The sequence below is a fragment of the Nonomuraea sp. NPDC004702 genome (genome assembly GCF_053601695.1).
Window position 1 is genome coordinate 45,645 of the sequence record NZ_JBSGCE010000006.1, and the last position, 24,173, is coordinate 69,817.

Here is a 24,173-nt window from a genome sequence, read left to right on the forward strand (position 1 = left end):
AGGAGGCGAATCACCGTGTCCGCGAACAGCTTCGGCAGCCGTGACACGCTACGCGTCGGCGACGCGTCGTACGAGATTTTCCGGCTTGACGCCGTCGAGGGCGCCGCACGCCTCCCGTACAGCCTGAAGATCCTGCTGGAGAACCTCCTCCGCACCGAGGACGGCGCCAACATCACCGCCGACCACATCCGGGCGCTCGGCGGCTGGGACCCGGCCGCGACGCCCAGCGTGGAGATCCAGTTCACCCCGGCCCGCGTCATCATGCAGGACTTCACCGGCGTCCCCTGCGTGGTCGACCTGGCCACCATGCGCGAGGCCGTGCGCGACCTGGGCGGCGACGCCGCCAGGATCAACCCGCTCGCGCCCGCCGAGATGGTCATCGACCACTCCGTCATCGTCGACTACTTCGGCCACCCCGACGCCTTCCAGCGCAACGTCGAGCGCGAGTACGAGCGCAACCGCGAGCGCTACCAGTTCCTGCGCTGGGGCCAGACGGCCTTCGACGAGTTCAAGGTCGTGCCGCCCGGCACCGGCATCGTCCACCAGGTCAACATCGAGCACCTGGCCCGCGTCGTCATGATCCGCGACGGCAAGGCCTACCCCGACACCTGCGTCGGCACCGACTCCCACACCACGATGGAGAACGGCATCGGCGTGCTCGGCTGGGGCGTCGGCGGCATCGAGGCCGAGGCCGCCATGCTCGGCCAGCCGATCTCCATGCTGATCCCGCGCGTGGTCGGCTTCAAGCTCAGCGGCAAGCTGCCCGCTGGCGCCACCGCCACCGACCTGGTCCTGACGATCACCGAGATCCTGCGCAAGCACGGCGTGGTCGGCAAGTTCGTCGAGTTCTACGGCGAGGGCGTCTCCTCCGTGCCGCTGGCCGACCGGGCCACGATCGGCAACATGAGCCCCGAGTTCGGCTCCACCTGCGCCATCTTCCCGATCGACGGCCAGACCGTCGACTACCTGCGCCTGACCGGCCGCTCCGAGGAGCAGATCGCGCTGGTCGAGGCGTACGCCAAGACCCAGGGCCTCTGGCTCGACCCGCAGGGCCCCGAGCCGGTCTTCTCCGAGTACATCGAGCTCGACCTCGGCACGGTCGTGCCGTCGATCGCCGGCCCCAAGCGCCCCCAGGACCGCATCGAGCTGTCGGCGGCCAAGGACGCCTGGCGTCGCGACGTCCAGAACTACGTGGCCGACGGCGTCGACGAGGAGGGCGAGGAGTCCTTCCCGGCCTCCGACGCGCCCGCCTCCAACGCCCGCGCCGACGGCGGCCGGCCGCACAAGCCGGTCCCGGTCACGCTGGCCGACGGCACGTCGTTCGAGATCGACCACGGCATCGTGTCGATCGCCGCGATCACCTCGTGCACCAACACCTCCAACCCGTACGTCATGCTCGGCGCCGCGCTGCTGGCCCGCAACGCCGTCGAGAAGGGCCTGACCCGCAAGCCGTGGGTCAAGACCTCGCTGGCGCCGGGTTCGCAGGTCGTCACCGGCTACTTCGAGCGCTCCGGGCTGCAGCCGTACCTCGACAAGATCGGCTTCAACCTGGTCGGCTACGGCTGCACCACCTGCATCGGCAACTCGGGCCCGCTGCCCACCGAGATCTCCGACGCCATCCAGGCCAACGACCTCGCGGTCACCGCGGTCCTGTCCGGCAACCGGAACTTCGAGGGCCGCATCAACCCCGACGTCAAGATGAACTACCTGGCCTCGCCGCCGCTGGTCGTGGCGTACGCGCTGGCCGGCACGATGGACATCGACCTCGACAACGAGCCGCTCGGCATCGGCTCCGACGGGCAGCCGGTGTTCCTGCGCGACGTCTGGCCCGCGCCGGAGGAGATCGCCGCGGTGGTCAACTCCTCGATCGGCCGCGACATGTTCGAGCGCGACTACGCCGACGTGTTCAAGGGCGACGACCACTGGCGTTCGCTGCCGATCCCGACCGGCGACACCTTCGAGTGGGACCCGTCCTCCACGTACGTGCGCAAGGCCCCCTACTTCGAGGGCATGCCGGAGAAGCCGGAGCCGGTGACCGACATCTCGGGCGCCCGCGTGCTGGTCAAGGTCGGCGACTCGGTCACCACCGACCACATCTCCCCGGCCGGCTCGATCAAGGTCGGCACCCCCGCGGCCCAGTACCTGCAGGCCAACGGCGTCGAGGTGCGCGACTTCAACTCCTACGGCTCGCGGCGCGGCAACCACGAGGTGATGATCCGCGGCACGTTCGCCAACATCCGCCTGCGCAACCAGATCGCGCCGGGCACCGAGGGCGGCTACACCCGCGACTTCACCCAGCCCGACGGCCCGGTGTCGTTCATCTACGACGCCTCGGTCAACTACGCCGAGGCCGGCACGCCGCTGGTGGTGCTGGCGGGCAAGGAGTACGGCTCGGGCTCCTCGCGCGACTGGGCGGCCAAGGGCACCGCGCTGCTCGGCGTGCGCGCCGTGATCGCCGAGTCCTACGAGCGCATCCACCGCTCCAACCTGATCGGCATGGGCGTGCTCCCGCTGCAGTTCCCCGAGGGCGCCACGGCTGCCTCGCTCGGGCTGACCGGCGAGGAGACGTTCGACATCACCGGCGTCGAGGCGCTCAACGGCGGCGGCATCCCGTCCACCGTGCACGTCAAGGCCGGCGACGTCGAGTTCGACGCGGTCGTCCGCATCGACACGCCCGGCGAGGCCGACTACTACCGGCACGGCGGCATCATGCAGTACGTCCTGCGCTCGCTGCTGGCCAAGTAGAACTTCCCGCGCCCGCGCCCGGTCAAGAGCCGGACGCGGGCCGGGGACGGGGCGCGGATCCTCACGCGCCCGCATCGGGGGTTTCACCCGACCCGTGAGAGCCGCCCGGCGGAACACCCTCCGCCGGGCGGCTCTCCGCTGTCCAGCGGCGTCTCAGCGGCTGGACGTGCGGTAGCGGTGGGTCGCCAGCGGGGCGAAGACGGCGATGAGCGCCGCCGACCACAGCAGGCTCGCCGCGACCGGATGTTGCAGCGGCCAGACCGACCCGGCCGAGGTCGGGTTGCCGAACAGGCGGCGGGCGGCGGCCACGGTCGCGCTCATCGGGTTCCAGTCGGCCACCGGCCGCAGCCAGGCGGGCAGGCCCTCGGTGGGCACGAACGTGTTGGCCAGGAAGGTCATCGGGAACAGCCAGCCGAACGTGGCCGCGTCGGCCTGCGTGCCGCTGCGCACGTACAGGCCGATGCAGGTGCCCACCCAGATCATCGCCAGGCCGAACAGCGCCAGCAGGCCGAACGCCGCCGCCGTCTGGCCCGGGGAGCCGTGCGCACGCCAGCCGGCCAGCAGCACGGCCGCCGCGACCATGGCGGCCAGCGACATCAGGTGCATCGACAGGTCGGCCACGCTGCGCCCGATGAGCACGGCGCTGCGGGCGATGGGCTGCGCGCGGAACCGGTCGATGATCCCGCGTTCCATGTCCTCGGCCACCGCCGTGGCGGCCGCGGTCGCCGTCATGGCCATGACCTGCATGAAGATGCCCGGCATGAGGAAGCTGCGGTAGTCGCCGCCGCCGGGCAGGGTGATCGCGCTGCCGAAGACGTACCCGAACAGCACGGTCATGATGACAGGGAACACCAGGAACCCGGCGATCTCCCCCGGTTGGGCCTTCCACCGCGAGTACGTGCGGCCCGCGATGGTCAGGGAGTCGGTGACGGTCCAGCGCAGGTTCATGCTCGTGGCTCCTGTCATGCGGTCAGGTGGAGGAAGACCTCGTCGAGCGTCGGACGGCGGAGCGCGAGATCCTCGACGGCGATCCCGGCAACGTCGAGGGCGCGGGCGACGCGGACCAGCGACTGGGCCCCGTCGGGCGCCGGCAGCGTCACCAGGGTCCCGCCCGGCTCGAAGGCGAGCCCGGACGTGGGCCCGGACGTGGGCCCGGACGTGGGCCCGGACGTGGGCCCGAGCGTTCCGAGGGCCGCCGCCGCGTCGCCGGGGTGGCGGAAGACGATCTGCACGCGGTCGCCGCCGACCTGCCTCTTGAGCGCGCCGGGGGAGCCCGCCGCCGCGACCCGGCCCTCGCGCAGGACCACGACCTGGTCCGCCAGGTGGTCCGCCTCGTCGAGGTACTGGGTGGTCAGCAGCAGCGTGGTGCCCTCGCGGACCAGGTCGCGCAGCGCGTCCCAGAGCTCGCGGCGGCTGCGCGGGTCGAGCCCCGCGGTCGGCTCGTCCATGAACAGCACGGGCGGCGCGACGATCAGGCTCGCGGCCAGGTCGAGCCGCCGCCGCATGCCGCCCGAGTACGTCCTGACCAGCCGCCGCCCGGCCGCGGCCAGCCCGAACCGCTCCAGCAGCTCCTCGGCCCTGCTCCTGGCCCGCGCCCTGGACAGGTGGTAGAGGCGGCCGAACAGCTCCAGGTTGCGCCGGCCGGTCAGCAGCTCGTCCACGGCGGCGTGCTGACCGGCCAGGCCGATGCGGAAGCGCAGCCGGGCCGCGTCGCCCACCACGTCGAGGCCGGCGACCTCGGCCCGGCCGCCGTCCGGGCGGAGCAGGGTGGCCAGGATGCGCACGGTCGTCGTCTTGCCTGCTCCGTTGGGGCCGAGCAGCCCGCACACCGTGCCGGCCGGGACGTCGAGGTCGATGCCCTTGAGCGCCTCCGTGGCCGCGTACCGCTTACGCAAACCCTCCGCGCAGATCATCGCGAGGCTCCTTAACGGCGTTAAATCTAACAGCGTTAAGGATGCATTGAACGTTGTTAAGCTGTCAACCGTGGCACTTGAGAAGGGCACCATCGTGGCCGCGGCGCTGCGGCTGCTGCAGGAGACCGGGCTCGACGGGCTCACGCTGCGGCGGCTCGCGGGCGAGCTGGGCGTGCAGGCGCCCGCGCTCTACTGGCACTTCACGAACAAGCAGGAGCTCCTCGACGCGATGGCCGAGGCGATGACCGCCGCCCACATGACCCGCCCCGCGCTCACCGAGCCAGCCGCCTGGCGCGAGTGGATGAGGGACCACGCCCATCGCGACCGGGCGATGCTCAACTCCTACCGCGACGGCGCCCGGCTGGTGGCCGGCACCCGGCCGTCACCGGTGCTGTTCGAGGTGGTGGAGCGGTCGGTGGCGGCCCTGGAGTCGGCCGGGTTCGCGGTGGGCGACGCCGTCCGCGGGCTGTTCGCGATGAGCGTGTACGTCGCCGGGTTCGTGCTGGAGGAGCAGGCCGACCGGACCCGGCCGGACGCCGACGGCGCCATGCCGGACATGGCCGCCTTCCAGCGGGCCCACCCCCGGCTGACGGCCGGGCTGGCGGAGGTGGGCGACCCGCAGGGGGAGCGGTCGTTCGAGGACGGGCTGCGGCTCATCCTCGACGGCATGCAGGCCCGCCTCGACCGTCAGGAGACCTGCGAGGCGGGGGCCGACCAGGTGTCGCAGGCCGCCGGCGAGACCGCCCGGTAGCCGCGTTCCAGCCAGCGCACCCGGTTGGCGCCCGTGCCGTGGCTGTGCTCCTCGCCCTCGTCGCCGGCGGCCCTGGTGGCGTCGAGCAGCGCCGTCCAGTCCTGCCGGGTACGGCTCAGCGACGGCCACACGCTGCCCAGGAACGCGCCGGCCAGGCAGTCGGCCTGGAGCTCGAAGCGCCGGCTCTGCGCGCCCTTGCGCACGCCGAGGAGGCTCTGCACGTGGTGGCCGTACTCGTGGGCGGCGACCTTGAACGGGTAGAGGTCGGTGCGGCCCTCGATCCAGGCGCCGGTCAGCGGGAGGACGAGGGTGTCACGGCCGATGCAGTAGAAGGCCGCCGCGTGCTCGGGCCAGGCGAACCCGCACACCTCACGCACCGGCTCGTCGTAGTAGCGGACGACGGGCTTGCGGAACGTCCGGCCGGTGCGCCTGAAATGGGCGGACCACGACTTGTCCAGGCACTTCAGAACCGCTGTGAGGTATTCGCGGCTCCTGGGGATCCCGCCTGAGCTCATCGGCGTCTCGGGGCAGGCCGACCGGGCGAGCCTTGGCGCCGCGACGGCCTCCACGGGCCCGGCCTGAAGGACGACCGCCAGCACCGACAGGGCGACGAGGGCGACGATGGCACGCGGAGCGGGGGAGTGCACGGTGAGCAGCATAGAGCTTCCCCGACCAACGCACCCGCCCCCGCACCCCGACCAACGCACCCGCCCCCGCACCCCGACCAACGGACTCAGGTCAACGCACCCCGCACCCCCGCCCCCGCCCCCGCCCCCGCACCCGCACCCCGCACCCCGCCCCCGCACCCCGCCCCCCGTGGCCCGCTCGCCCGGTGGGGCTGTCCATCAGGGGTGACGCTGGGTGAGGGTGGTTGACTTTCGGCGTGAGTGATGCGGGATTTGTGTTGCTTGTCGGGAGTTTGGCGGTTTTTCTGGGTGCGGTCGTGCAGGGGAGTGTGGGGTTCGGGCTGGGGCTGGTGGCCGCGCCCGTGCTGACGATGCTCGACCACAGCCTGATGCCCGGCGCGATCCAGGTGGTCAACATGACGCTGCCGCTGTTCACGCTGGCCGCCGAGTGGCGGCGGGTGGACTGGCGGGGGCTCGGTTTCGCGCTGCTGGGCCGGGTCCCCGGCAGCGCCGTCGGCGCCGTCATCGTCGTGTACGTCTCCGTCCAGGCGCTCGGCGTGCTGGTCGGGGTGATGGTGCTGCTGGCGGTCGGGCTCACCGCGCGTACGGTCAGCGTCGTCCGCAACGGCGCGACGATCACCGGCGCGGGCTTCGTGTCCGGGATCACCGGCACCGCCACGGGCATCGGCGGCCCGCCCCTGGCGCTGGTGTACCAGAGTGCCAAGGGGCCGCAGATCCGGGCCACCCTGGCGATGTTCTTCTTCCTGAGCGCCGCGCAGTCGATCGCCATTCTGGCGTTCGTCGGCCACCTGCCCGCCCGCGCCCTGGCCACCGGCGCGACCCTGATCGTGCCGATGATCCTGGGCTTCCTGGCGTCGCGGCCGCTGCGCCGCCACCTGGACGGCGGCAAGGTGCGGACGGCCGTCCTGGTCGTGGCGACCGCGTCGGCGCTGGCCCTGATCGTGCAGAGCCTGCTGACCTGATCCGCCGGGCTGCTCGCCGGGTTACTCGCCGGTCTGCCCGTCGACGGACTCGCGGATGAGGTCGGCGTGGCCGTTGTGCCGGGCGTACTCCTCGATCATGTGGACGAGGATCCAGCGCAGGTGCGGGCGGCGGCCGTCCGGCCAGGGACGCTGGGCGGGCTGGTCGAGGCCGCCCGCGGCCAGCGCCTCGGCGGTCAGGGCGCGCGAGCGGGCCACCGCGTCCCGCCAGAGCGCGCGCAGCTCGTCGGGGGAGTCGTGGGCGGCGGAGTGCCAGTCCCAGTCGGGGTCGGCCGTCCAGTCGACGGTGTCCCACGGGGCGTGCGGGTCGTTCCCGTGCAGACGGCGGGAGAACCAGTGGTCCTCGACGTAGGCCAGGTGCTTGAGCATGCCGCCGAGCGTCATCGAGGAGGCGGCGGTGGTGGCGCCGAGGCCCGCCGCGTCGAGGCCGGAGCACTTCCACTCCAGGGTGGCCCGCAGGAAGTCGAGGAAGCCCAGGAGGGTCTCGGTCTCGTCGCCCATGAAGGGCGGTTCCGGGCGTCCCTGCTCGTCGAATTCGGTCATGGTCGGGCAGTCTAGCGATGGGGCGATTCCCGGTCCTTCGGTACGTTCGCATGATGATCAATGTGGTGGAGTGGACCAGGTTGGAGCCGTGGCGGGTCGCCCGCGCCCGTACCGACCGCGACGAGACCGTGATCATCAAGTGGACCGGGCCGCACGTCTCCCGCGTCCGCGACGAGCCGTGGCGGCTGCGCACGGAGGCGGCCGCCCTGCGGTTCCTGTCGGAGGACCTGGGAGCGGCCCTGGCGCCGCGCGTGCTGGCCGTCGACCTGGCGGAGGGCCGGCTGGTGCTGGAGGACCTCGCGCCGCGCACCGCGCTCGACGGGCTGCTGCGCCGCCACGGCGCCGCCGCGCACGCGGACCGGCTGACGGCCGCCGCCCGCGCCCGGGGCGAGCTCGGCGCGCTCACCGCGGGCCACGCGGAGGCGTACTACCGGCGGCGGGGCGCGCTCGGGCCGGTCGATCCGGCCGCCGACCGGCTCGGACGGGTCGCCCGGCAGCGTGAGTCGGGGATGCCGTCGCTGCTGGGGGTGCCGGTCCCGGGCGGGGTGGAGCGGGAGTTCGGGACGGCGCTGGCCGAACTGGCCGAGCCCGGGCCGTTCCTGGTGCTCAGCAACGGCGACGCCGAGGCCAACAACGTCCTGGTGCACGCGGCGGGGCCGGCCGACGCGCGGCTGATCGACTTCGAGTTCGCCGGCTTCACGCACGCGCTGCACGACGCGGTCCCGCTGCACGTGCCGGGTCCGGGCTGGCTGTCGCTGGGCGGCCCGGCCGAGGGCGAGGTCTACCGGCGGGCGCTGGCGGCCGGGGTCCCGCAGGCCGAGGACGACGGGCGTTACGGGAGGGGGCTGGCGGCGGCGTGCGTGTCGTACGCGCTGGCCCGGCTGACCCGGCTGGCCGTGCTGGACGGCCGCCCGGCGGGGGACGACAGCCGGGCCCAGCTCGTCGCGACCCTGGAGGCGGCCGCCCGTACCGCCGAGGGGCCGCTGCCCCGGCTGGCCGGCTGGTGCCGCCAGGTGGCCGCGGCCCTGCGGCGCCGGTGGCCGGACGCGGACGTCGACTTCGGGGCGCTGGCTCCGTACACCCCACGCCGCTGACGCCCGGTCGGCGCGCACAAGGATCGGCTATGCCACGGAGAAGCTTCCCGACCCGGCCGGGACGTGGCTGCCGTAGCCGGGCTGGACCGTGACGGACGACCCGAAGCAGAACGGGTCGCCGTAGATGCGGACGACCTGATCGGTCTGGTTGTTGAGCACGTGCGCGGCGGCGGGCAGCTTCGTGCAGCCGCCGGGGTCGTCGTAGATCTCCAGGGGCAGCGGCTCGACCTGGAAGACGACGACCTGACCGGTCGCGGCCTGGGCGGGCAGGGGCGCGAGGAGCGCGGCGGTCGCGGAGGCGAGGGCGAGGCTCAGCGCGGCCAGGCGGGCACGGTGGCGCATGGGCGGGGTTCCTTTCGTTTCGAGGGCCTCTCCATCCTCACGTGCCTCATCCGTCACGCACAGTAACCAAACAGTTACTGCCAGTTACCATCCCTCGCTCCCACGTTTCTGGATTGTTACCGGAAACAACAAACTGCCGGACGGAAGGGTCTTCCAAAGCAGGCCGCGGCGGAATACGTTGCCGCAAACAACATTCATCCGGGCCCCTCCGGAAGAAAGGACCCTGCATCATGCGCAAGGGGATCCTCAGCCTGACCGCCGCGGCGGCGACGCTCGCCCTCGGTCTCACCGCCTGCGGGGGCGACAGCGGTCAGACCGGCACCACCTCCACCTCCTCCGCCTCGGCGACGCAGGCCGCGAAAGCCGGCAAGATCGGCGTCATCCTCCCGGACAGCAAGTCGTCGGCGCGCTGGGAGACGGCGGACCGCAAGTACCTGGAAGAGGCGTTCAAGGCCGCCGGCGTCCAGTACGACATCCAGAACGCCCAGAACGACAAGACGGCGTTCCAGACCATCGCCGACCAGATGATCACCAACGGGGCCACCGTCCTGATGATCGTCAACCTGGACAGCGGCAGCGGCAAGGCCGTCATCGAGAAGGCCAAGTCGCAGGGCGTGGCCACCATCGACTACGACCGCCTGACCCTGGGCGGCGGCGCCGCCTACTACGTCAGCTTCGACAACACCAAGGTCGGCACGCTCCAGGGCGAGGGCCTGAGCAAGTGCCTGGCCGACAAGAAGGCCGACAAGCCCATCGTCGCCTACCTGAACGGCTCGCCGACCGACAACAACGCGACCCTGTTCAAGAACGGCTACGACGGCGTGCTCAAGCCCAAGTTCGACGCCGGCGAGTACGTCAAGGGCCCCGACCAGGCCGTGCCCGACTGGGACAACACCCAGGCCGGGACGATCTTCGAGCAGATGCTCACCCAGCAGCCGAAGATCGCCGGCGTGCTGGCCGCCAACGACGGCCTCGGCAACGCCGCCATCACCGTGCTGAAGAAGCAGAACCTCAACGGCAAGGTGCCGGTCACCGGCCAGGACGCCACCGTCCAGGGCCTGCAGAACATCCTGGCGGGCGACCAGTGCATGACGGTCTACAAGGCGGTCAAGAAGGAGGCCGACGCCGGGGCCAAGCTCGCCGTCGCGCTGGCCAAGGGCGAGAAGCCCACGGCGAGCGCCAGCGTCAAGGACCCCGAGACCAGCCAGGACGTCCCCTCCGAGCTGCTGGAGCCGCAGGCCATCACCTTCGACAACGTCAAGGACGTCGTGGCCGACGGTTACGTCACCAAGGAGGAGCTCTGCACCGCCGACTTCGCCAAGAAGTGCACTGAGGCCGGAATTCAATAGCATGGACGGGCGCGGCCGGGTGCCACCGGCGCGAGGCCGCGCCCCTCTTTAGGGAGCCCCATGACCCCCCTCCTCGAAGTGCGCGGGATCGACAAGAGTTTCGGTCCGGTGAAGGTGCTGCACGAGGTCGAGTTCTCCGCCTACCCCGGCGAGGTCACGGCGCTGGTCGGCGACAACGGCGCCGGCAAGTCGACGCTGGTCAAGTGCATCGGCGGCATCTACCCCATCGATTCTGGCCAGATCCTCTTCGACGGCCGCCAGGTCGCCGTCCACACCCCCCGGGACGCGGGCGAGCTCGGCATCGAGATCGTCTACCAGGACCTGGCGCTCTGCGACAACCTCGACATCGTCCAGAACATGTTCCTCGGCAGGGAACGCAAGAACGGCTTCCTGCTCGACGAGGACAGCATGGAGGAGCTGGCCGAGAAGACGCTCAGCAGCCTGTCCGTGCGCACGGTGAAGTCCATCAGGCAGCAGGTCTCCAGCCTGTCCGGCGGCCAGCGGCAGACCGTCGCGATCGCCAAGGCCGTGTTGTGGAACAGCAAGGTCGTCATCCTCGACGAGCCCACCGCGGCCCTCGGCGTGGCCCAGACGGCGCAGGTGCTCGAACTCGTGCGCAGGCTGGCCGACACGGGCCTCGCGGTCGTCCTCATCTCGCACAACATGAACGACGTGTTCGCCGTCTCCGACCGGATCGCGGCGCTCTACCTCGGCAGGATGGCCGCCCAGGTCAAGACCGCCGACGTGACGCACGCCCAGGTCGTCGAACTGATCACCTCGGGTCGCAGCGGCGAACTCGGCCTCAAGAACGGGGTCACCCCATGAGCAAGGTCAAGGAACTCCCGGGCGAGGCCATCGTCGTCGCCGCGCAGTCCCCGTCGATCGCGCACAGCGTGCGGGCGTACTGGGAGCGCGTCCGGGGCGGCGACATGGGCGCGCTGCCCGCCGTGCTCGGCCTGATCGTGCTCTGCACGGTCTTCGCCCTGGCCCGGCCCGCGTTCGTCACCTCGATCAACTTCGCCAACCTGTTCACCCAGGGCGCGAACGTCACGCTCATCGCCATGGGCCTGGTGTTCGTCCTGCTGCTGGGCGAGATCGACCTGTCGGCCGGCTTCGCCAGCGGCGTCTGCGCGGCGGTGCTCGCCGTCACGCTGGCCACCTTCGGCCTGCCCTGGTACGTCTGCGTGCTGGCCGCCATCGCCACCGGCGTGCTCATCGGCATCGTCCTGGGCACGCTGGTGGCCAAGGTCGGCATACCGTCGTTCGTGGTCACGCTGGCCGCCTTCCTGGCCTTCCAGGGCCTGGTCCTGGTGCTGGTCAACGAGGGCACCAACATCTCTGTCCGGGACAGCGTGATCGTCGCCGTCGCCAACAAGAACCTGCCGCCGCTGCTCGGCTGGATCCTGTACGCGGTGTGCGTGGCGGGCTTCGCGGCCGTGCAGCTCCTGCGGGCCAGGAACCGGTCCGCGCGCGGCCTGGTCGCCGACCCGCTGTCGCTGATCGCGGCCCGCGTGGGCGCCCTGGCGCTGCTCGGCGGGCTCGCGGTCTACGTGCTCAACCTGGAGCGCAGCCGCAACCCCGCGCTGGTCTCGCTCACCGGCGTGCCGATCGTGGTGCCGGTGATCGTCGTGCTGCTGGTCGTGTGGACGCTGGTGCTGCGGCGCACCGCGTTCGGCCGGCACCTGTACGCGGTCGGCGGCAACACCGAGGCCGCGCGCCGGGCGGGCATCCCGGTCGACCGCATCAAGATCGCCGCGTTCGTGATCTGCTCCGCGATGGCGGCGGTCGGCGGGATCGTGGCCGCCTCCCGGGCCAGCTCGGTCGACCCGAACACGGGCGGCAGCTCGGTGCTGCTGTACGCGGTCGGCGCGGCCGTCATCGGCGGCACCAGCCTGTTCGGCGGCAAGGGGCGGGTGCTCGACGCGGTGCTCGGCGGCGCCGTGGTGGCCGTGATCGAGAACGGCATGGGCCTGATGGGCTACGGTGCCAGCGTGAAGTACCTGGTCACCGGGTGCGTGCTGCTGCTCGCCGCGGGCGTCGACGCCCTGGCGCGCAAGCGGGCGGCTGCTGCTGGTCTAAGGTGATCAGCGACCCGCAGCCCCTGAAGGAACCCCAGACGATGCGTGCCGGACCGTCCCAGGAGGACATCAGGCGCCACAATCTCGGCGCGCTGCTTCGCCATGTCCATCTGGGCGGGCCGATCTCGCGCGCCGAGCTGACCTCGAAGATGGGGCTCAACCGCAGCACCATCATGGCGCTGACGTCCGACCTCACCGCCGCCGGGCTGGTGCGGGAGGAGCTGCCGCGCGAGACCGGCCGGGCCGGCCGGCCCTCGCTGGTGGTGCGCCCGGAGTCGGCGCGCGTCTACGTGTTCGCGTTCGACGTGGGCCCCGACCGGCTCGTGGCGGCGCGGGTGGGGCTGGGCGGCGTCATCCTCGACCGCAGGGAGACCACCCGCGACCGGGGCAGGTTCGCCCTCGACGAGCTGGCCGGGGTGCTGTCGGGGTTCGCCAGGCAGATGCGGCGCAAGACGCGCGACGACACCGTGTGCGTCGGCGCCGCCGCCGCCGTGTCCGGCGGGGTGCGCAAGGGCGACGGCGTGGTGACGTTCGGGCCCAACCTGATGGCCCACGACGTGCCGTTCGGCGAGGAGCTGGGCCGCAGGCTGGGCCTCGGGCTGCCGGTCAGCGTGGGCAACGACGCCAACCTGGCGGCCCTGGCCGAGCACAGCCGGGGCCTCGGCGTGGGCGTGCGCGACCTCATCTGCCTGCACGGCGACGTGGGCATCGGCGGCGGCATCATCACCGGCGGCCACCTGCTCGGCGGCTTCGACGGCTACGGCGGCGAGGTCGGCCACATGGTCGTCAACCCCGGCGGGCGCGAGTGCTCCTGCGGCTCGCACGGCTGTCTGGAGGCCGAGGTGGGGGAGCGGGCGCTGCTGGAGCTGGCCGGCCGTTTCGGGCCCGGCCAGCACGGCCGCGACGCGGTCCGCGCCGTGGTCGACGCGGCCGACCGGGGCGACATCGTCGCGCAGGAGGCGCTGAGCCGGGTCGGCGACTGGCTCGGGCTCGGCGTGGCGAACCTGGTCAACATCTTCAACCCGGAGATGGTGATCTTCGGGGGCATGTTGCGGGAGGTCTACCTCGGCTCGGCGGCGCAGGTCCGCACCCGGCTGGCGCTGCACGCCATGGCCCCCCAGCGCGAGCACGTCCGGCTGCGCACGTCGGCGCTCGGCGACCACGTGACCCTGGTCGGGGCGGCCGAGCTGGCCTTCGCCCACGTGCTGGCCGACCCGCTGGAAGTGCTGGCCAGGGTCAGCTCCTAGCGCACCCGGGCCTTGGGGGCCGTCCAGGTGTCGCAGGCGGCGGCGGAGCCGTCGCGGTAGCCGCGGTTCTGCCAGTAGGCCAGGTTGCGCGGGCGTCCGTGGATCTTGCTGTAGTCCGCCCGGCGGACGGCGTCCAGCCATTCGCGCCAGGTGACGTCGGGTTTGATCGAGGTGAGCGCGGCGCTGTAGAAGACGCCGGCGAAGCACTCGGCCTGCATCTCCAGCCGGTGGCTGAGCAGGGTGCGGGCCCCCGTGGAGGCGGGCTGGTACAGGGCGTTCTGCGCGTCCAGCACGCCGGTGAGCTCCTGGACGTGGTGTCCCCACTCGTGCGCGACGGAGTGCGCGATGTTCATCCGGAACGGGTCGTCCAGGTCGTGCTTCATGACGCGGATGACGATCGTGCGCTGCACCGGGCAGTACTGCGCGCCGTTGGCGGTGATCCGGCCGCAGACCGAGTCGGCGCCGGTGGTGACGGTCACCTCGGGCGGGGTGTAGGTCAGGCCCGCGGCCGCGAACCGGCCGGCCCAGAACCGGTCGGCGCATCTGGCCATGGCCCGGTGGAAGGACTTGAGCGAGGCGGCGCTGCCCGCCCTGATGGCGGGGACGGCGCAGGCCAGGCGTTCCCGTGAGACGACCGGCGCGGCCGACAACCCCCCTCGCGCCGGGCGGCCCGCCGCGGCCGACGGAGCCGGCGACAGAAGAACCGCGATCATGCACATGGCGAGCGCCATGAGGGGAATGCGCACGATCGCGGATCTTAGAGGAGTTTGTACGAGTTTGGCTTAGCTGACCTTGCCCTTGGGGGCGGCCCAGGTGTTGCAGGAGCCCGCCGACTTGCCGGTGAAGCCGCGCTTGAGCCACCACGCGACGTTGGCGTCCGAGCCGTGGCTCAGGTCGGCCGAGGAGCGCGTCTTCACGCCGAGCGCGCTCAGGTCGGCCGGGTCGTGCGTGCCCTTGAGCAGGGAGTCGAACTCCTTCTGGCTACGGCCCAGCGAGTCCCAGACGCTGCCCATGAACACCCCGGCGTAGCACTCGGCCTGCAGCTCGGTACGGCGCACCGGCTCCAGGTTCCGCGGGTTGTCCAGGACGTACTCGCCGCGCTTGTTGTGCCGGAGCATGCCGGTGAGCTTCTGGACGTGGTGGCCGTACTCGTGGGCCACCACCAGCATCAGCACCGGGTCCGACGGCTCCTCCACGACGTTCGGGCTGAGCAGGAGGGTCATCGTCTTGTTGACCGGGCAGTACAGCGCCTGCGCGCCCCCCGGGAAGCCGCCGCAGCCCGTGGGGGCGCCCAGCTTGGTGATCACCTGGAACTTCGGCTTGCTGAAGGCGAAGCCCGCCTGCTTGAGCTTGGGGGCCCAGGCCTTGTCGAGGCATTCGAGCACCGCCTCGAAGTAGACCCGCGCCTCGTCCTCGGTCCCGGACCGGACCGGCGGCTCCTCGCACGTCCTGAGCGCGAGCCGGCCGGTCTTGTAGATCGGGTTCTTCGTCAGGACCGGCTTGCTCGCCGGGGCGGCCACGGCCGCGTGGGCCGTACCGGCGACGAAAACGCTCGCCAGTGCTCCGGCAATGATCGCCAATCGGGGGGTACGCATGGGAAGGCACACTACAAAAGAGAGAGATCAAGGTAAAGCGGAAATGCCAGACGTCACTGGACGTTTCGTGCAGCCGCCGCCCACGTGTTGCACGCGCCCGGCGCGCCCCGGTTGAAGCCCCTGGTCATCCAGGCCGCCTGCGTCGGGCCCTTGCCGTGGTCGTTCTGCGGCCAGCCCTTGGCGCCGTTCTTGTAGAACCACTGGACCGTGTAGTCCCAGTCGGACTGGTTCACCAGGGCGGTGCCCTTCATCGTGCTCATGAAGACGGCGGAGAAGCACTCGGCCTGGAGTTCGGACTTGCGCGAGAGCTGGAGGCGCGCCGCCTTGCCCGCGGTGTTCCTGGCCGTCCAGTAGTAGTTCCAGATGCCGGAGGCCTGCTGGACGTGGTGGCCGTACTCGTGGGCGATCAGGCGGCTGATGCCCAGCGGGAACGGGTTGCGGAGCTGGGCGCGGGTGATCAGCAGGTACATCGTGCGGTCGGTGGAGCAGTAGACGCCGTCGGCGCCGGTGTTCCAGGCGCCGCAGGGCGTCCTGACCTTCTTGGTGATGATCCGCAGCCGCGGCTTGCCGAACGGCATGCGGGCCTTGCGGAACTGCGTCGCCCACGCCTTGTTCAGGCAGTTCGTCACCCGCGTGAGGAAGCGGCGGTAGGCGATCATGCTGCCCGCGGGCAGCGCGCCGGGCGCGCAGTTCACATCGGCGAGCCTGCCGGTCCGGTAGAGGGCGTTGGCCGTGGCCTGCGCCAGGCCGCCGGGCGCGGCGGCGCCGGCGCGGGCCGCGGCGGGCGATGAAGCGAGTTTCTGGGCTTGGCTGACCGGCGCACGCTCGGCCGAGGTCGTGGCGACGTCGGAAAGCACGAGCACGAGGGAGGCGGCGGCCATGGCGAGTGCGAGAGCCGCGGCGACCACGGCCGCGATCTTGCCTTTAGGGAGGGAGTTCATATGTCCGGAAAGACTAGGTCAAGATCGGACATAAGTGGGTGGATTTGACTCGATGGAGTCAGCGAGACGTCGGCGAACTAGACTCTTCTGCGTCGTCGAAAAGGAACAGACGGCGAACGAGGCAGAGGGGAGTCGCATCCGTGAGCGGGTTGCTGGGCTCGATAGAGGGACCGCACGACGTCAAACGGCTCGCTGTTGAGGAGCTGCCGCGGCTCGCGGGGGAGATCCGTGACCTGCTCGTCGACGCCTGCGCCAGGTTCGGCGGCCACCTCGGGCCGAACCTGGGCGTGGTCGAGCTCACCATCGCCGTCCACCGCGTCTTCGACTCCCCGCGCGACCCGGTCATCTGGGACACCGGCCACCAGGCGTACGTGCACAAGCTGCTCACCGGCCGCGCGGCCGGCTTCGAGGCGCTCAAGCAGGAGGGCGGCCTGTCCGGCTACCCGAGCCAGACCGAGTCCGAGCACGACTTCGTCGAGAACTCCCACGCCTCCACCGCGCTGTCCTACGCCGACGGCCTGGCCAAGGCGTTCAAGCTGCGCGGCGAGCGCGAGCGCACGGTCGTCGCGGTGATCGGCGACGGCGCGCTCACCGGCGGCATGGCCTGGGAGGCGCTGAACAACATCGCCGCGATCAAAGACCTGCCCGTCGTGATCGTGGTCAACGACAACGGCCGCTCCTACTCCCCGACCATCGGCGGCCTGGCCTCCCACCTGTCCTCGCTGCGCGTCAACCGCCGCTACGAGGACATGCTCGAATACGTCAAGGACAAGCTCGGGAACGTTCCCGTCCTCTACGACGCCCTCCACGGCTTCAAGAAGGGCGTCAAGGACGTCCTGGCCCCGCAGGTCATGTTCGAGGACCTCGGCCTGAAGTACGTCGGCCCCATCGACGGCCACGACGAGCAGGCCATGGAGGCGGCGCTGCGCAAGGCCCGCGCCTTCCGCGGCCCGGTCATCGTCCACGCCCTCACCCAGAAGGGCCGCGGCTACACCCCCGCCGAGAACCACGACGAGGACCAGTTCCACTCGCCCGGCGCCTTCGACCGCGCCACCGGCGCCGAGAAGCCCAAGCCGCGCATCTGGACCAACGTCTTCAGCGAGGAGCTGGTCAGGCTCGGCAAGGAGCGCGAGGACCTGGTCGCCATCACCGCGGCCATGCTCCACCCCACCGGCCTCAACGCCTTCGCCGACGCCTTCCCCGACCGCATCTACGACGTCGGCATCGCCGAGCAGCACGCGCTGACCAGCGCCGCCGGCCTGGCGCTCGGCGGCCTGCACCCGGTCGTGGCCGTCTACGCCACCTTCCTCAACCGGGCCTTCGACCAGCTCCTGATGGACGTCGCCCTGCACCGGCTGCCGGTCACCGTCGTCCTCGACCGGGCCGGCGTCACCGGCGACGACGGCGCCAGCCACAACGGCATGTGGGACCTGTCGATCCTCCAGGTCGTGCCCGGCCTGCGGATCGCGGTGCCGCGCGACGGCGACCGCGTCACCGAGCTGCTGCGCGAGGCCGTGGAGGTCTCCGACGGGCCGACCGTGCTGCGCTTCCCCAAGGGCCCGGTGGCCGAGCCCCTGGAGTCCGTGGGCCGCCTGGGCGAGATGGACCTGCTGCGGGCCGCCGAGGGCGAGCCGGACGTGCTGCTGGTGGGCGTCGGCCCGATGGCGCACGTGTGCATGGAGGCGGCCGTCCTGCTCGACGCGCAGGGCATCTCGGCCACCGTGGTCGACCCGCGCTGGGTCAAGCCGCTCGACGAGGCGCTGACGCTGGCCGCCGGCGCCCACAAGCTGGTCGCCGTGGTCGAGGACAACGGCCGCGTGGGCGGCGTGGGCGACGCCGTGGCCCGCCTGCTCCGCGACGCCGACGTCGACGTCCCGGTGCGCACCTTCGGCATCCCGCAGGAGTTCCTCGACCACGCCAAGCGGGCCGCGATCCTCGGCCGCATCGGCCTGACCGGCCAGGACCTCGCGCGCCAGATCACCGAGGCCGTCGCGAAGCGGACCTCCCGCGTGGAGCAGCCGGTCCGCCGTTGAGCACCCGGCGGACCACGGCGGTGATCGCCAGCATGACGACCACCGCCGCGGCCGCCGCCGGCAGCAGCAGGCCCGCCTCCCGCCGCGCCATCTGCCCGGCCGCCGCCCCCAGCACGACGTACGTGCTCACCCACGCCGTGCTGCCCAGCAGGGCCCACGGCATGAACCGGCGGTAGGGCATGCCCACCGCGCCCGCCAGGGCCGGCGTCAGCGCGTGCACCACCGGCAGGAAGTAGGCCAGGGCCAGCGCCCAGCCGCTGCGCCGCAGGATCTGCTCCGCCCGGGTCCAGCGCTCCTCGCCGACGCGCCGGCCGAGCCTGCTGTCGCGCAGGCGGGGGCCGTACCGGCGGCCCAGGCGGTGGCCGCCCGTCGCGCCCAGGAGGCAGGCCAGCACGCCGGTGCCGATCAGGGCCAGCGTCTCCGGCACGCTGCCCGACGTGGCGCCCGCGACGATCAGCAGGCCGTCGCCCGGCGTGATCAGGCCGATCCCGACCGAGGCGTCCAGCGTCAGGAAGACCAGGACGAGCGCCAGCACCACCGCCACGTCCTGACCGGCCAGCGTGTCCAGCAGGTCGTCCACCATGATGCGGGTCCGCTACCCCCGACGAGGCGCTTCACCGGCGAGCCCGGCGTGAGCGCATGATCACGGAGGGTCTGGGAAGGATCGCTGATCGTGGACATCTTTCGCACGAAGAGCGTCGAACAGTCGATCCGCGACACCGAGACTCCCGAGCATCAGCTGCGTAAACGCCTGACCGCCATGGACCTGATGGTGTTCGGCATCGGCGTGATCGTCGGCACCGGGATCTTCGTGCTCACCGGCCAGGTGGCCAAGGAGGTGGCCGGGCCGGCGGTCGCGGTCTCGTTCGTCGTGGCGGCCGTCGTGTGCGGACTGGCGGCGCTGTGCTACGCCGAGTTCGCCTCGACGATCCCCGTGGCCGGGTCCGCCTACACCTTCTCCTTCGCCACCCTCGGCGAGTTCCCCGCCTGGGTGATCGGCTGGGACCTGATCCTGGAGCTGGCGCTGGCCGCGGCCGTGGTGTCGGTCGGCTGGTCGGGCTACTTCGCCTCGATGCTCGACTCCGTCGGCATCCACCTGCCGGCCTCCATCGCGGGCGACGATCCCGTGGTCAACGTGCCCGCGGTGGCCATCGTGCTGATCCTCACCGCGATCCTGGTGGCCGGCATCAAGATCTCCTCGCGGGTCAACCTGATCCTGGTGATCACCAAGATCACGGTGGTGCTGCTGGTCATCGTGGCCGGGCTGTTCTTCGTCAAGGCCGCCAACTACACGCCCTTCATCCCCGACCCGGTGGCCTCGCCGCGGGTCGAGGGGCTGAAGGCGCCGCTGATCCAGGTGCTGTTCGGGGTCACGCCCGTCGCGTTCGGCGTGATCGGCATCTTCTCGGCCGCGGCGATCGTGTTCTTCGCCTTCATCGGCTTCGACATCGTGGCCACCGCCGCCGAGGAGACCGTGCGCCCGCAGCGCGACGTGCCGCGCGGCATCATCGGCTCGCTGGCCGTCTGCACGATCCTCTACGTCGCCGTCTCGCTGGTCGTCGTCGGCATGCAGCCGTACAAGCAGCTGAGCACGAGCGCGCCGCTGTCGGACGCGTTCACCGCCGTCGGCCACCCCTGGCTGGCCGCCATCATCAGCGTGGGCGCCATCGCCGGTCTGACGACCGTGGTGCTGGTGCTGCTGCTCGGGCAGACCCGGGTGTTGTTCGCCATGTGCCGCGACGGCCTGCTGCCGCGCCGGCTGGCCGTCGTCCATCCGACCTTCGGCACGCCCGCCAGGCTCACCGTCCTCATCGGCCTGGTGACCATGGCGCTGGCCGGGTTCGTGTCGTTCGGGGAGCTGGCCGAGCTGGTGAACATCGGCACGCTGTTCGCGTTCATGGTGGTGTCCGTCGGCGTGATCGTGCTCCGGCGCACCCGGCCCGACCTGGAGCGGGCCTTCCGGGTGCCGATGGTGCCGCTGCTGCCGATCCTGTCGGTGCTGGCCTGCCTCTACCTGATGCTCAACCTGCCGTTGGAGACCTGGCTCAGGTTCGTCGTCTGGATGATCATCGGGGTGGTCGTCTACTTCGCCTACGGCTACCGGCACAGCAGGCGGGGCGCCGTGCCCGGCCGGTGACGCGCGAGAGGGGCGGGCCGGCCGCCCGCCCCCCTCACCCGCTCAGATCGCCAGGAGCGTTCCGAGGCCCGCCTTCATCGTGCAGGCGTTGGTGTAGACCTTGCCCCACTGGACGGTCTTGCCGTACCACTTGCCGAGGATCATGACGGCGCGCGGCTCCACCTCCTTGCCGCAAGCCGCGGCCGCCTTCGGCGAGACGTTGATCTTGGCCGGGTCGCCCTTCACCTTGCGCAGGAGCTCGCAGGCGGCGTGGGCGGAGGGGTGGGTGCCGCCGTCGGGGCTGCAGTTGAGCCAGGCGCCCTTGGTGGGGCCGTTCTTCACTGCCACGGTGACCTTGAGGACGACCTTGGGGGTGGGGGGCGCCGCCGCCAGGGAGGGCGACGACGCGCCCAGCACGAGGGCTCCGCACAGAGCGATCGTGCCGACTGCTCGCATCATGGTTACTCTCCGTTCGTAGGACGGCACAGTACGCTACGGCGAAGGCGGCCATGACGTACGGAGACCCGCCGGGCGGGCCTCCGTAAAATCACGCGGGCAGCGAGGCCACACCGGGCGGAAGGAACCGGGGCTGGGCGATCCCCGATCTGTCCAGATAAGGCGTGATGCCACCCAGATGGAACGGCCAGCCGGCGCCCAGGATCATGCACAGGTCGATGTCCTGCGGCCCGGCGACGACGCCCTCGTCCAGCATGATCCGGATCTCCCGGGACAGCGCCCCGAGCACGCGCTCGCGGACCTGCTCGGCCGTGGACGGCGACGTGCCGCCGGCGAACAGGGCCACCGCCTCCGGGTCGAGCGAGAAGTCCGGACGGTAGACGCCGGGCTTGCCCGAGGCGACCAGCTTGGCCATGTTCTCCGAGACGCCGAACCGCTCGGGGAAGGCCGCGTGCAGCGTCTCGGCGACGTGCAGGCCGACGGCCGGGCCGACGAGCTGCAGCAGCGCGAACGGCGTCATCGGCAGCCCCAGGCCGTCGAGCGCGTGCTCGGCGACCTCCAGCGGCGTGCCCTCGTCCACGGCGGCCACGACCTCGCCCATGAAGCAGGTCAGCAGCCGGTTGACCACGAACGCCGGCGCGTCCTTGACCAGCACGGACGACTTCCGCAGCGACTTGCCCACCGCGAACGCCGTGGCCAGCGTGGCGTCGTCGGTCGAGGCGCCCCTGATGATCTCCAGCAGCGGCATCACGGCGACCGGGTTGAAGAAGTGGAACCCGACCAGCCGCTCGGGGTGCGCCAGCCCGGCGCCCATCTCGGTGAGCGAGAGCGAGGAGGTGTTGGTGGCGAGCACGCACTCGGCCGACACCACGGCCTCGACCTCGGCGAACACCTGCTTCTTGACCGCCATGTCCTCGAAGACGGCCTCGATGACGAAGTCGGCGTCGGCGAAGGCGTCCTTGGTCAGGGAGCCGGTGACCAGGGACTTGAGCCGGTTGGCCTGGTCGGCCGAGACGCGGCCCCTGCCCAGCAGCTTGTCGACCTCGGCGTGCACGTACCCCACGCCCTTGTCCAGGCGGGACTGGTCGAGGTCGGTCAGCACGACCGGGACCTCCAGGCGGCGCGCGAACAGCAGCGCCATCTGCGAGGCCATCAGCCCGGCGCCCACGACGCCGACCTTGGTGACCTTGCGGGCCAGCGACCTGTCCGGCGCGCCGGCCGGACGCTTGGCCCGGCGCTGGACCAGGTCGAAGGAGTAGAGCCCGGCCCGCAGCTCGTCGCCCATCAGCAGGTCGGCCAGCGCCTGCGTCTCGGCGGCGAAGCCCTCGTCGCGCGAGGCGGTCGCGGCCAGCGCGATCAGGTCGAGCGCCCGGTAGGGGGCGGGGGAGGCGCCGCGCAGCTTCATGTCCACCAGGAAGCGCGCGTCGGCGACGGCCTTGTCCCAGCCGTCGTGCTCCTGCCGCTCGACGGTGACCTCGCCCTTGACCACGCGGGCGGCCCAGCGCAGCGACTCCTCCAGGAAGTCGGCCGGCTCGAACATGGCGTCCGCGACGCCCAGCTTGTACGCGTCCGCGCCCTTGATCATGCGGTTCTGCGACAGCGGGTTCTCGATGATCAGCTTGATCGCGTTCGCCGGGCCGATCAGGCGGGGGAGCAGCTGCGTGCCGCCCCAGCCGGGCACCAGGCCGAGGAAGCACTCGGGCAGCGCCACCGCGGGCACGCCGGAGGAGATCGTCCGGTACGCGCAGTGCAGCGCGATCTCCAGGCCGCCGCCCATGGCCGCGCCGTTCACGAACGCGAACGTCGGGATCGGCAGCTCGCCCAGCCTGCGGAAGACGTGGTGGCCCAGCGCGCCGATGGCCTCGGCCTCCTCGCGGGAGGCCACGGCGGCCGCGCCCTTGAGGTCGGCGCCGACGGCGAAGATGAACGGCTTGCCGGTGACGCCCACGGCGGCCAGGTCGGTGCGCTCCGCGATCCGCGACAGGGCCTCCTCCAGCGCGAACAGGCCGTGCGGGCCGAAGGTGTTGGGCTTGGTGTGGTCGAAGCCGTTGTCCAGGGTGATCAGGGCCATCGTGCCGGCGCCGCCGGGCAGCGGCACGTCGCGCACGAGGGCCTTGGTGACGACCTCGTCGGTGTTGCGCCCGCTCAGCAGCGCGCGCCAGGTCTCGATGTCGCTCATGCCAGGTTCTCCCAGATCACAGTGCCGCCCATGCCCATGCCGACGCACATGGTGGTGATGCCGTACCGCACGTCGGGCCGCTCGCCGAACTGGCGGGCGAGCTGCGTCATGAGCCGCACGCCCGAGGAGGCCAGCGGGTGGCCGAAGGCGATCGCGCCGCCGTAGGGGTTGACGCGCTGGTCGTCGTCGGCGATGCCGAAGTGCTCCAGGAAGGCCAGCACCTGGACGGCGAACGCCTCGTTGATCTCGAACAGGCCGATGTCGCCGATGGACAGCCCGGCCAGCCGCAGCGCCCGCTCGGTGGACGGGATCGGGCCCACGCCCATCACCTCGGGGTCCACGCCCGCGAAGGCGTAGGAGACCAGGCGCATCTTCGGCGTCAGGCCCAGCTCGCCGGCGACCTCGCGGGCGGCCACGATGCAGCCGGTGGCGCCGTCGTTGATGCCGGAGGAGTTGCCCGCGGTGACGTTGCCGTGCGGGCGGAAGGGCGTCTTGAGCGCGCCCAGCGCCTCCATCGTGGTGCCGGGGCGCGGCGCCTCGTCCTCGGCGGCCAGGCCCCAGCCCTTCTCGGCCGTCCGGACCGCGGTGGGCACGAGGTCGGGCTGGATCTTGCCGTCGGCGTACGCCTTGGCCGCCTTCTCCTGCGAGAGCACCGCGTAGGCGTCGGCGCGCTCCTTGGAGATCGACGGGTAGCGGTCGTGCAGGTTCTCGGCGGTCATGCCCATGACCAGCGCGCTCGGGTCGACCAGCTTCTCCGACAGGAACCGCGGGTTGGGGTCCACGCCCTCGCCCATGGGGTGGCGGCCCATGTGCTCGACGCCGCCGGCGATGGCCACGTCGTAGGCGCCGAAGGCGATGCCGCCCGCGACCGTGGTGACCGCGGTCATCGCGCCCGCGCACATGCGGTCGATCGCGTAGCCGGGCACGCTCTTGGGCAGACCGGCCAGCACCGCCGCCGAGCGGCCGATGGTCAGGCCCTGATCGCCGATCTGGGTCGTCGCGGCGATGGCCACCTCGTCCACGCGCTCGGGAGGCAGACCGGGGTTGCGCCGGATGAGCTCGCGGATGACGCGGACGACCATGTCGTCGGCGCGGGTCTCCGCGTACAGTCCCTTCGGCCCTGACCTGCCGAAGGGCGTGCGTACGCCGTCGACGAACACGACG

Annotated in this window: 22 protein-coding genes; 10 read left to right on the forward strand and 12 right to left on the reverse strand. The window is 71.7% G+C overall.

From position 1 onward, the window contains the following. Positions 1-15: 15 nt before the first annotated feature. Complete coding sequence (acnA, locus tag ACWEJ6_RS10205) at positions 16-2,745, forward strand: aconitate hydratase AcnA (RefSeq protein WP_452422822.1); 2,730 nt, start codon at positions 16-18, stop codon at positions 2,743-2,745. A 153-nt stretch (positions 2,746-2,898) separates the two neighbouring features. Here acnA and ACWEJ6_RS10210 read toward each other — a convergent pair whose 3' ends face one another. Together ACWEJ6_RS10210 and ACWEJ6_RS10215 are read right to left on the reverse strand one after the other, a co-directional pair. Next, on the reverse strand, positions 2,899-3,693 hold the full coding sequence (locus ACWEJ6_RS10210) for an ABC transporter permease (RefSeq protein WP_387663992.1): 795 nt from the start codon (positions 3,691-3,693) through the stop codon (positions 2,899-2,901). Between the two features lie 14 nt (positions 3,694-3,707). Continuing rightward, positions 3,708-4,658 carry an ATP-binding cassette domain-containing protein gene (locus ACWEJ6_RS10215; RefSeq protein ID WP_452422824.1) on the reverse strand — a complete coding sequence of 317 codons (951 nt, stop codon included), beginning with the start codon at positions 4,656-4,658 and terminating at the stop codon, positions 3,708-3,710. 70 nt (positions 4,659-4,728) lie between these two features. Here ACWEJ6_RS10215 and ACWEJ6_RS10220 point away from each other — a divergent pair, with 70 nt between their 5' ends. Further along, positions 4,729-5,409: a TetR/AcrR family transcriptional regulator C-terminal domain-containing protein gene (locus ACWEJ6_RS10220; protein WP_397163561.1), complete on the forward strand. Its 681-nt coding sequence runs from the start codon at positions 4,729-4,731 to the stop codon at positions 5,407-5,409. Here the strand turns inward: ACWEJ6_RS10220 and ACWEJ6_RS10225 are convergent. After that, positions 5,346-6,068 carry a neutral zinc metallopeptidase gene (locus ACWEJ6_RS10225; protein ID WP_452422826.1) on the reverse strand — a complete coding sequence of 241 codons (723 nt, stop codon included), beginning with the start codon at positions 6,066-6,068 and terminating at the stop codon, positions 5,346-5,348. The genes ACWEJ6_RS10220 and ACWEJ6_RS10225 overlap by 64 nt on opposite strands. A 242-nt stretch (positions 6,069-6,310) precedes the next feature. Here ACWEJ6_RS10225 and ACWEJ6_RS10230 point away from each other — a divergent pair, with 242 nt between their 5' ends. After that, on the forward strand, positions 6,311-7,018 hold the full coding sequence (locus tag ACWEJ6_RS10230; protein ID WP_452422828.1) for a sulfite exporter TauE/SafE family protein: 708 nt from the start codon (positions 6,311-6,313) through the stop codon (positions 7,016-7,018). 21 nt (positions 7,019-7,039) lie between these two features. On the opposite strand, the gene ACWEJ6_RS10235 is transcribed toward ACWEJ6_RS10230, so the two are convergent. Then, positions 7,040-7,579, reverse strand: coding sequence for a DinB family protein (locus tag ACWEJ6_RS10235; protein ID WP_387664002.1), 540 nt, complete (start codon positions 7,577-7,579; stop codon positions 7,040-7,042). Positions 7,580-7,629: 50 nt separating this feature from the next. Here ACWEJ6_RS10235 and ACWEJ6_RS10240 point away from each other — a divergent pair, with 50 nt between their 5' ends. Beyond that, entirely contained in the window at positions 7,630-8,673 is a 1,044-nt protein-coding gene (locus tag ACWEJ6_RS10240; protein WP_452422830.1) for a hypothetical protein, read from the forward strand. A gap of 27 nt (positions 8,674-8,700) precedes the next feature. Here the strand turns inward: ACWEJ6_RS10240 and ACWEJ6_RS10245 are convergent, their stop codons facing one another. Then, positions 8,701-9,015 carry a hypothetical protein gene (locus ACWEJ6_RS10245; protein WP_452422832.1) on the reverse strand — a complete coding sequence of 105 codons (315 nt, stop codon included), beginning with the start codon at positions 9,013-9,015 and terminating at the stop codon, positions 8,701-8,703. A 230-nt stretch (positions 9,016-9,245) separates the two neighbouring features. On the opposite strand from ACWEJ6_RS10245, the gene ACWEJ6_RS10250 reads away from it, so the two are divergent. Genes ACWEJ6_RS10250 through ACWEJ6_RS10265 form a run of 4 tightly spaced genes read left to right on the forward strand, consistent with a single transcriptional unit; the run spans position 9,246 to position 13,689 of the window. Then, entirely contained in the window at positions 9,246-10,364 is a 1,119-nt protein-coding gene (locus tag ACWEJ6_RS10250; RefSeq protein ID WP_358284711.1) for a sugar ABC transporter substrate-binding protein, read from the forward strand. A gap of 60 nt (positions 10,365-10,424) precedes the next feature. Beyond that, positions 10,425-11,189, forward strand: coding sequence for an ATP-binding cassette domain-containing protein (locus tag ACWEJ6_RS10255; protein ID WP_352365555.1), 765 nt, complete (start codon positions 10,425-10,427; stop codon positions 11,187-11,189). Further along, positions 11,186-12,448, forward strand: coding sequence for a sugar ABC transporter permease (locus ACWEJ6_RS10260; RefSeq protein WP_358284713.1), 1,263 nt, complete (start codon positions 11,186-11,188; stop codon positions 12,446-12,448). The genes ACWEJ6_RS10255 and ACWEJ6_RS10260 overlap by 4 nt, the downstream gene beginning before the upstream one ends. A 35-nt stretch (positions 12,449-12,483) precedes the next feature. Continuing rightward, positions 12,484-13,689 (forward strand): ROK family transcriptional regulator, encoded by a 1,206-nt coding sequence (locus ACWEJ6_RS10265; protein WP_352325906.1) that lies wholly within the window; start codon positions 12,484-12,486, stop codon positions 13,687-13,689. Here the strand turns inward: ACWEJ6_RS10265 and ACWEJ6_RS10270 are convergent. Genes ACWEJ6_RS10270 through ACWEJ6_RS10280 form a run of 3 tightly spaced genes read right to left on the reverse strand, consistent with a single transcriptional unit; the run spans position 13,686 to position 16,225 of the window. Further along, entirely contained in the window at positions 13,686-14,435 is a 750-nt protein-coding gene (locus ACWEJ6_RS10270) for a neutral zinc metallopeptidase (RefSeq protein WP_452422836.1), read from the reverse strand. The genes ACWEJ6_RS10265 and ACWEJ6_RS10270 overlap by 4 nt on opposite strands. A gap of 36 nt (positions 14,436-14,471) precedes the next feature. Then, positions 14,472-15,284 (reverse strand): neutral zinc metallopeptidase, encoded by an 813-nt coding sequence (locus tag ACWEJ6_RS10275; protein ID WP_364328540.1) that lies wholly within the window; start codon positions 15,282-15,284, stop codon positions 14,472-14,474. A 53-nt stretch (positions 15,285-15,337) separates the two neighbouring features. Beyond that, the gene (locus ACWEJ6_RS10280) at positions 15,338-16,225 is read right to left on the reverse strand and encodes a neutral zinc metallopeptidase (protein WP_452422838.1); all 888 of its coding nucleotides are present in this window, start codon (positions 16,223-16,225) and stop codon (positions 15,338-15,340) included. A 140-nt stretch (positions 16,226-16,365) separates the two neighbouring features. Between ACWEJ6_RS10280 and dxs the strand changes: the two genes are divergently transcribed. Next, positions 16,366-18,258 carry a 1-deoxy-D-xylulose-5-phosphate synthase gene (gene dxs / locus ACWEJ6_RS10285; RefSeq protein WP_387656681.1) on the forward strand — a complete coding sequence of 631 codons (1,893 nt, stop codon included), beginning with the start codon at positions 16,366-16,368 and terminating at the stop codon, positions 18,256-18,258. Here the strand turns inward: dxs and ACWEJ6_RS10290 are convergent. After that, the gene (locus tag ACWEJ6_RS10290; RefSeq protein ID WP_452422840.1) at positions 18,203-18,841 is read right to left on the reverse strand and encodes a DedA family protein; all 639 of its coding nucleotides are present in this window, start codon (positions 18,839-18,841) and stop codon (positions 18,203-18,205) included. The genes dxs and ACWEJ6_RS10290 overlap by 56 nt on opposite strands. A 90-nt stretch (positions 18,842-18,931) precedes the next feature. On the opposite strand from ACWEJ6_RS10290, the gene ACWEJ6_RS10295 reads away from it, so the two are divergent. Beyond that, on the forward strand, positions 18,932-20,395 hold the full coding sequence (locus tag ACWEJ6_RS10295) for an amino acid permease (RefSeq protein ID WP_387664019.1): 1,464 nt from the start codon (positions 18,932-18,934) through the stop codon (positions 20,393-20,395). Between the two features lie 42 nt (positions 20,396-20,437). On the opposite strand, the gene ACWEJ6_RS10300 is transcribed toward ACWEJ6_RS10295, so the two are convergent. The 3 genes from ACWEJ6_RS10300 to ACWEJ6_RS10310 all read right to left on the reverse strand — a co-directional run bounded on the left by ACWEJ6_RS10300 (position 20,438) and on the right by ACWEJ6_RS10310 (position 24,169). Then, entirely contained in the window at positions 20,438-20,833 is a 396-nt protein-coding gene (locus ACWEJ6_RS10300; RefSeq protein WP_358284727.1) for an SSI family serine proteinase inhibitor, read from the reverse strand. A gap of 88 nt (positions 20,834-20,921) precedes the next feature. Then, a complete protein-coding gene (locus tag ACWEJ6_RS10305; protein ID WP_452422842.1) occupies positions 20,922-23,009 on the reverse strand; it encodes a 3-hydroxyacyl-CoA dehydrogenase NAD-binding domain-containing protein in 2,088 nt (695 codons plus the stop codon). Further along, positions 23,006-24,169, reverse strand: a complete 1,164-nt coding sequence (locus ACWEJ6_RS10310; protein WP_387656872.1) for a thiolase family protein — start codon at positions 24,167-24,169, stop codon at positions 23,006-23,008. The genes ACWEJ6_RS10305 and ACWEJ6_RS10310 overlap by 4 nt, the downstream gene beginning before the upstream one ends. Between the last annotated feature and the right edge of the window lie 4 nt (positions 24,170-24,173).

Bases quoted from the DNA above. Each gene is read 5' to 3' on its own strand.
- ACWEJ6_RS10210 (WP_387663992.1), bottom strand. From the start codon at position 3,693: ATGAACCTGCGCTGGACCGTCACCGACTCCCTGACCATCGCGGGCCGC.
- ACWEJ6_RS10215 (WP_452422824.1), bottom strand. From the start codon at position 4,658: ATGATCTGCGCGGAGGGTTTGCGTAAGCGGTACGCGGCCACGGAGGCG.
- ACWEJ6_RS10225 (WP_452422826.1), bottom strand. From the start codon at position 6,068: ATGCTGCTCACCGTGCACTCCCCCGCTCCGCGTGCCATCGTCGCCCTC.
- ACWEJ6_RS10235 (WP_387664002.1), bottom strand. From the start codon at position 7,579: ATGACCGAATTCGACGAGCAGGGACGCCCGGAACCGCCCTTCATGGGC.
- ACWEJ6_RS10240 (WP_452422830.1), top strand. From the start codon at position 7,630: ATGATGATCAATGTGGTGGAGTGGACCAGGTTGGAGCCGTGGCGGGTC.
- ACWEJ6_RS10245 (WP_452422832.1), bottom strand. From the start codon at position 9,015: ATGCGCCACCGTGCCCGCCTGGCCGCGCTGAGCCTCGCCCTCGCCTCC.
- ACWEJ6_RS10250 (WP_358284711.1), top strand. From the start codon at position 9,246: ATGCGCAAGGGGATCCTCAGCCTGACCGCCGCGGCGGCGACGCTCGCC.
- ACWEJ6_RS10255 (WP_352365555.1), top strand. From the start codon at position 10,425: ATGACCCCCCTCCTCGAAGTGCGCGGGATCGACAAGAGTTTCGGTCCG.
- ACWEJ6_RS10260 (WP_358284713.1), top strand. From the start codon at position 11,186: ATGAGCAAGGTCAAGGAACTCCCGGGCGAGGCCATCGTCGTCGCCGCG.
- ACWEJ6_RS10265 (WP_352325906.1), top strand. From the start codon at position 12,484: ATGCGTGCCGGACCGTCCCAGGAGGACATCAGGCGCCACAATCTCGGC.
- ACWEJ6_RS10275 (WP_364328540.1), bottom strand. From the start codon at position 15,284: ATGCGTACCCCCCGATTGGCGATCATTGCCGGAGCACTGGCGAGCGTT.
- ACWEJ6_RS10280 (WP_452422838.1), bottom strand. From the start codon at position 16,225: ATGAACTCCCTCCCTAAAGGCAAGATCGCGGCCGTGGTCGCCGCGGCT.
- ACWEJ6_RS10290 (WP_452422840.1), bottom strand. From the start codon at position 18,841: ATGGTGGACGACCTGCTGGACACGCTGGCCGGTCAGGACGTGGCGGTG.
- ACWEJ6_RS10300 (WP_358284727.1), bottom strand. From the start codon at position 20,833: ATGATGCGAGCAGTCGGCACGATCGCTCTGTGCGGAGCCCTCGTGCTG.
- ACWEJ6_RS10305 (WP_452422842.1), bottom strand. From the start codon at position 23,009: ATGAGCGACATCGAGACCTGGCGCGCGCTGCTGAGCGGGCGCAACACC.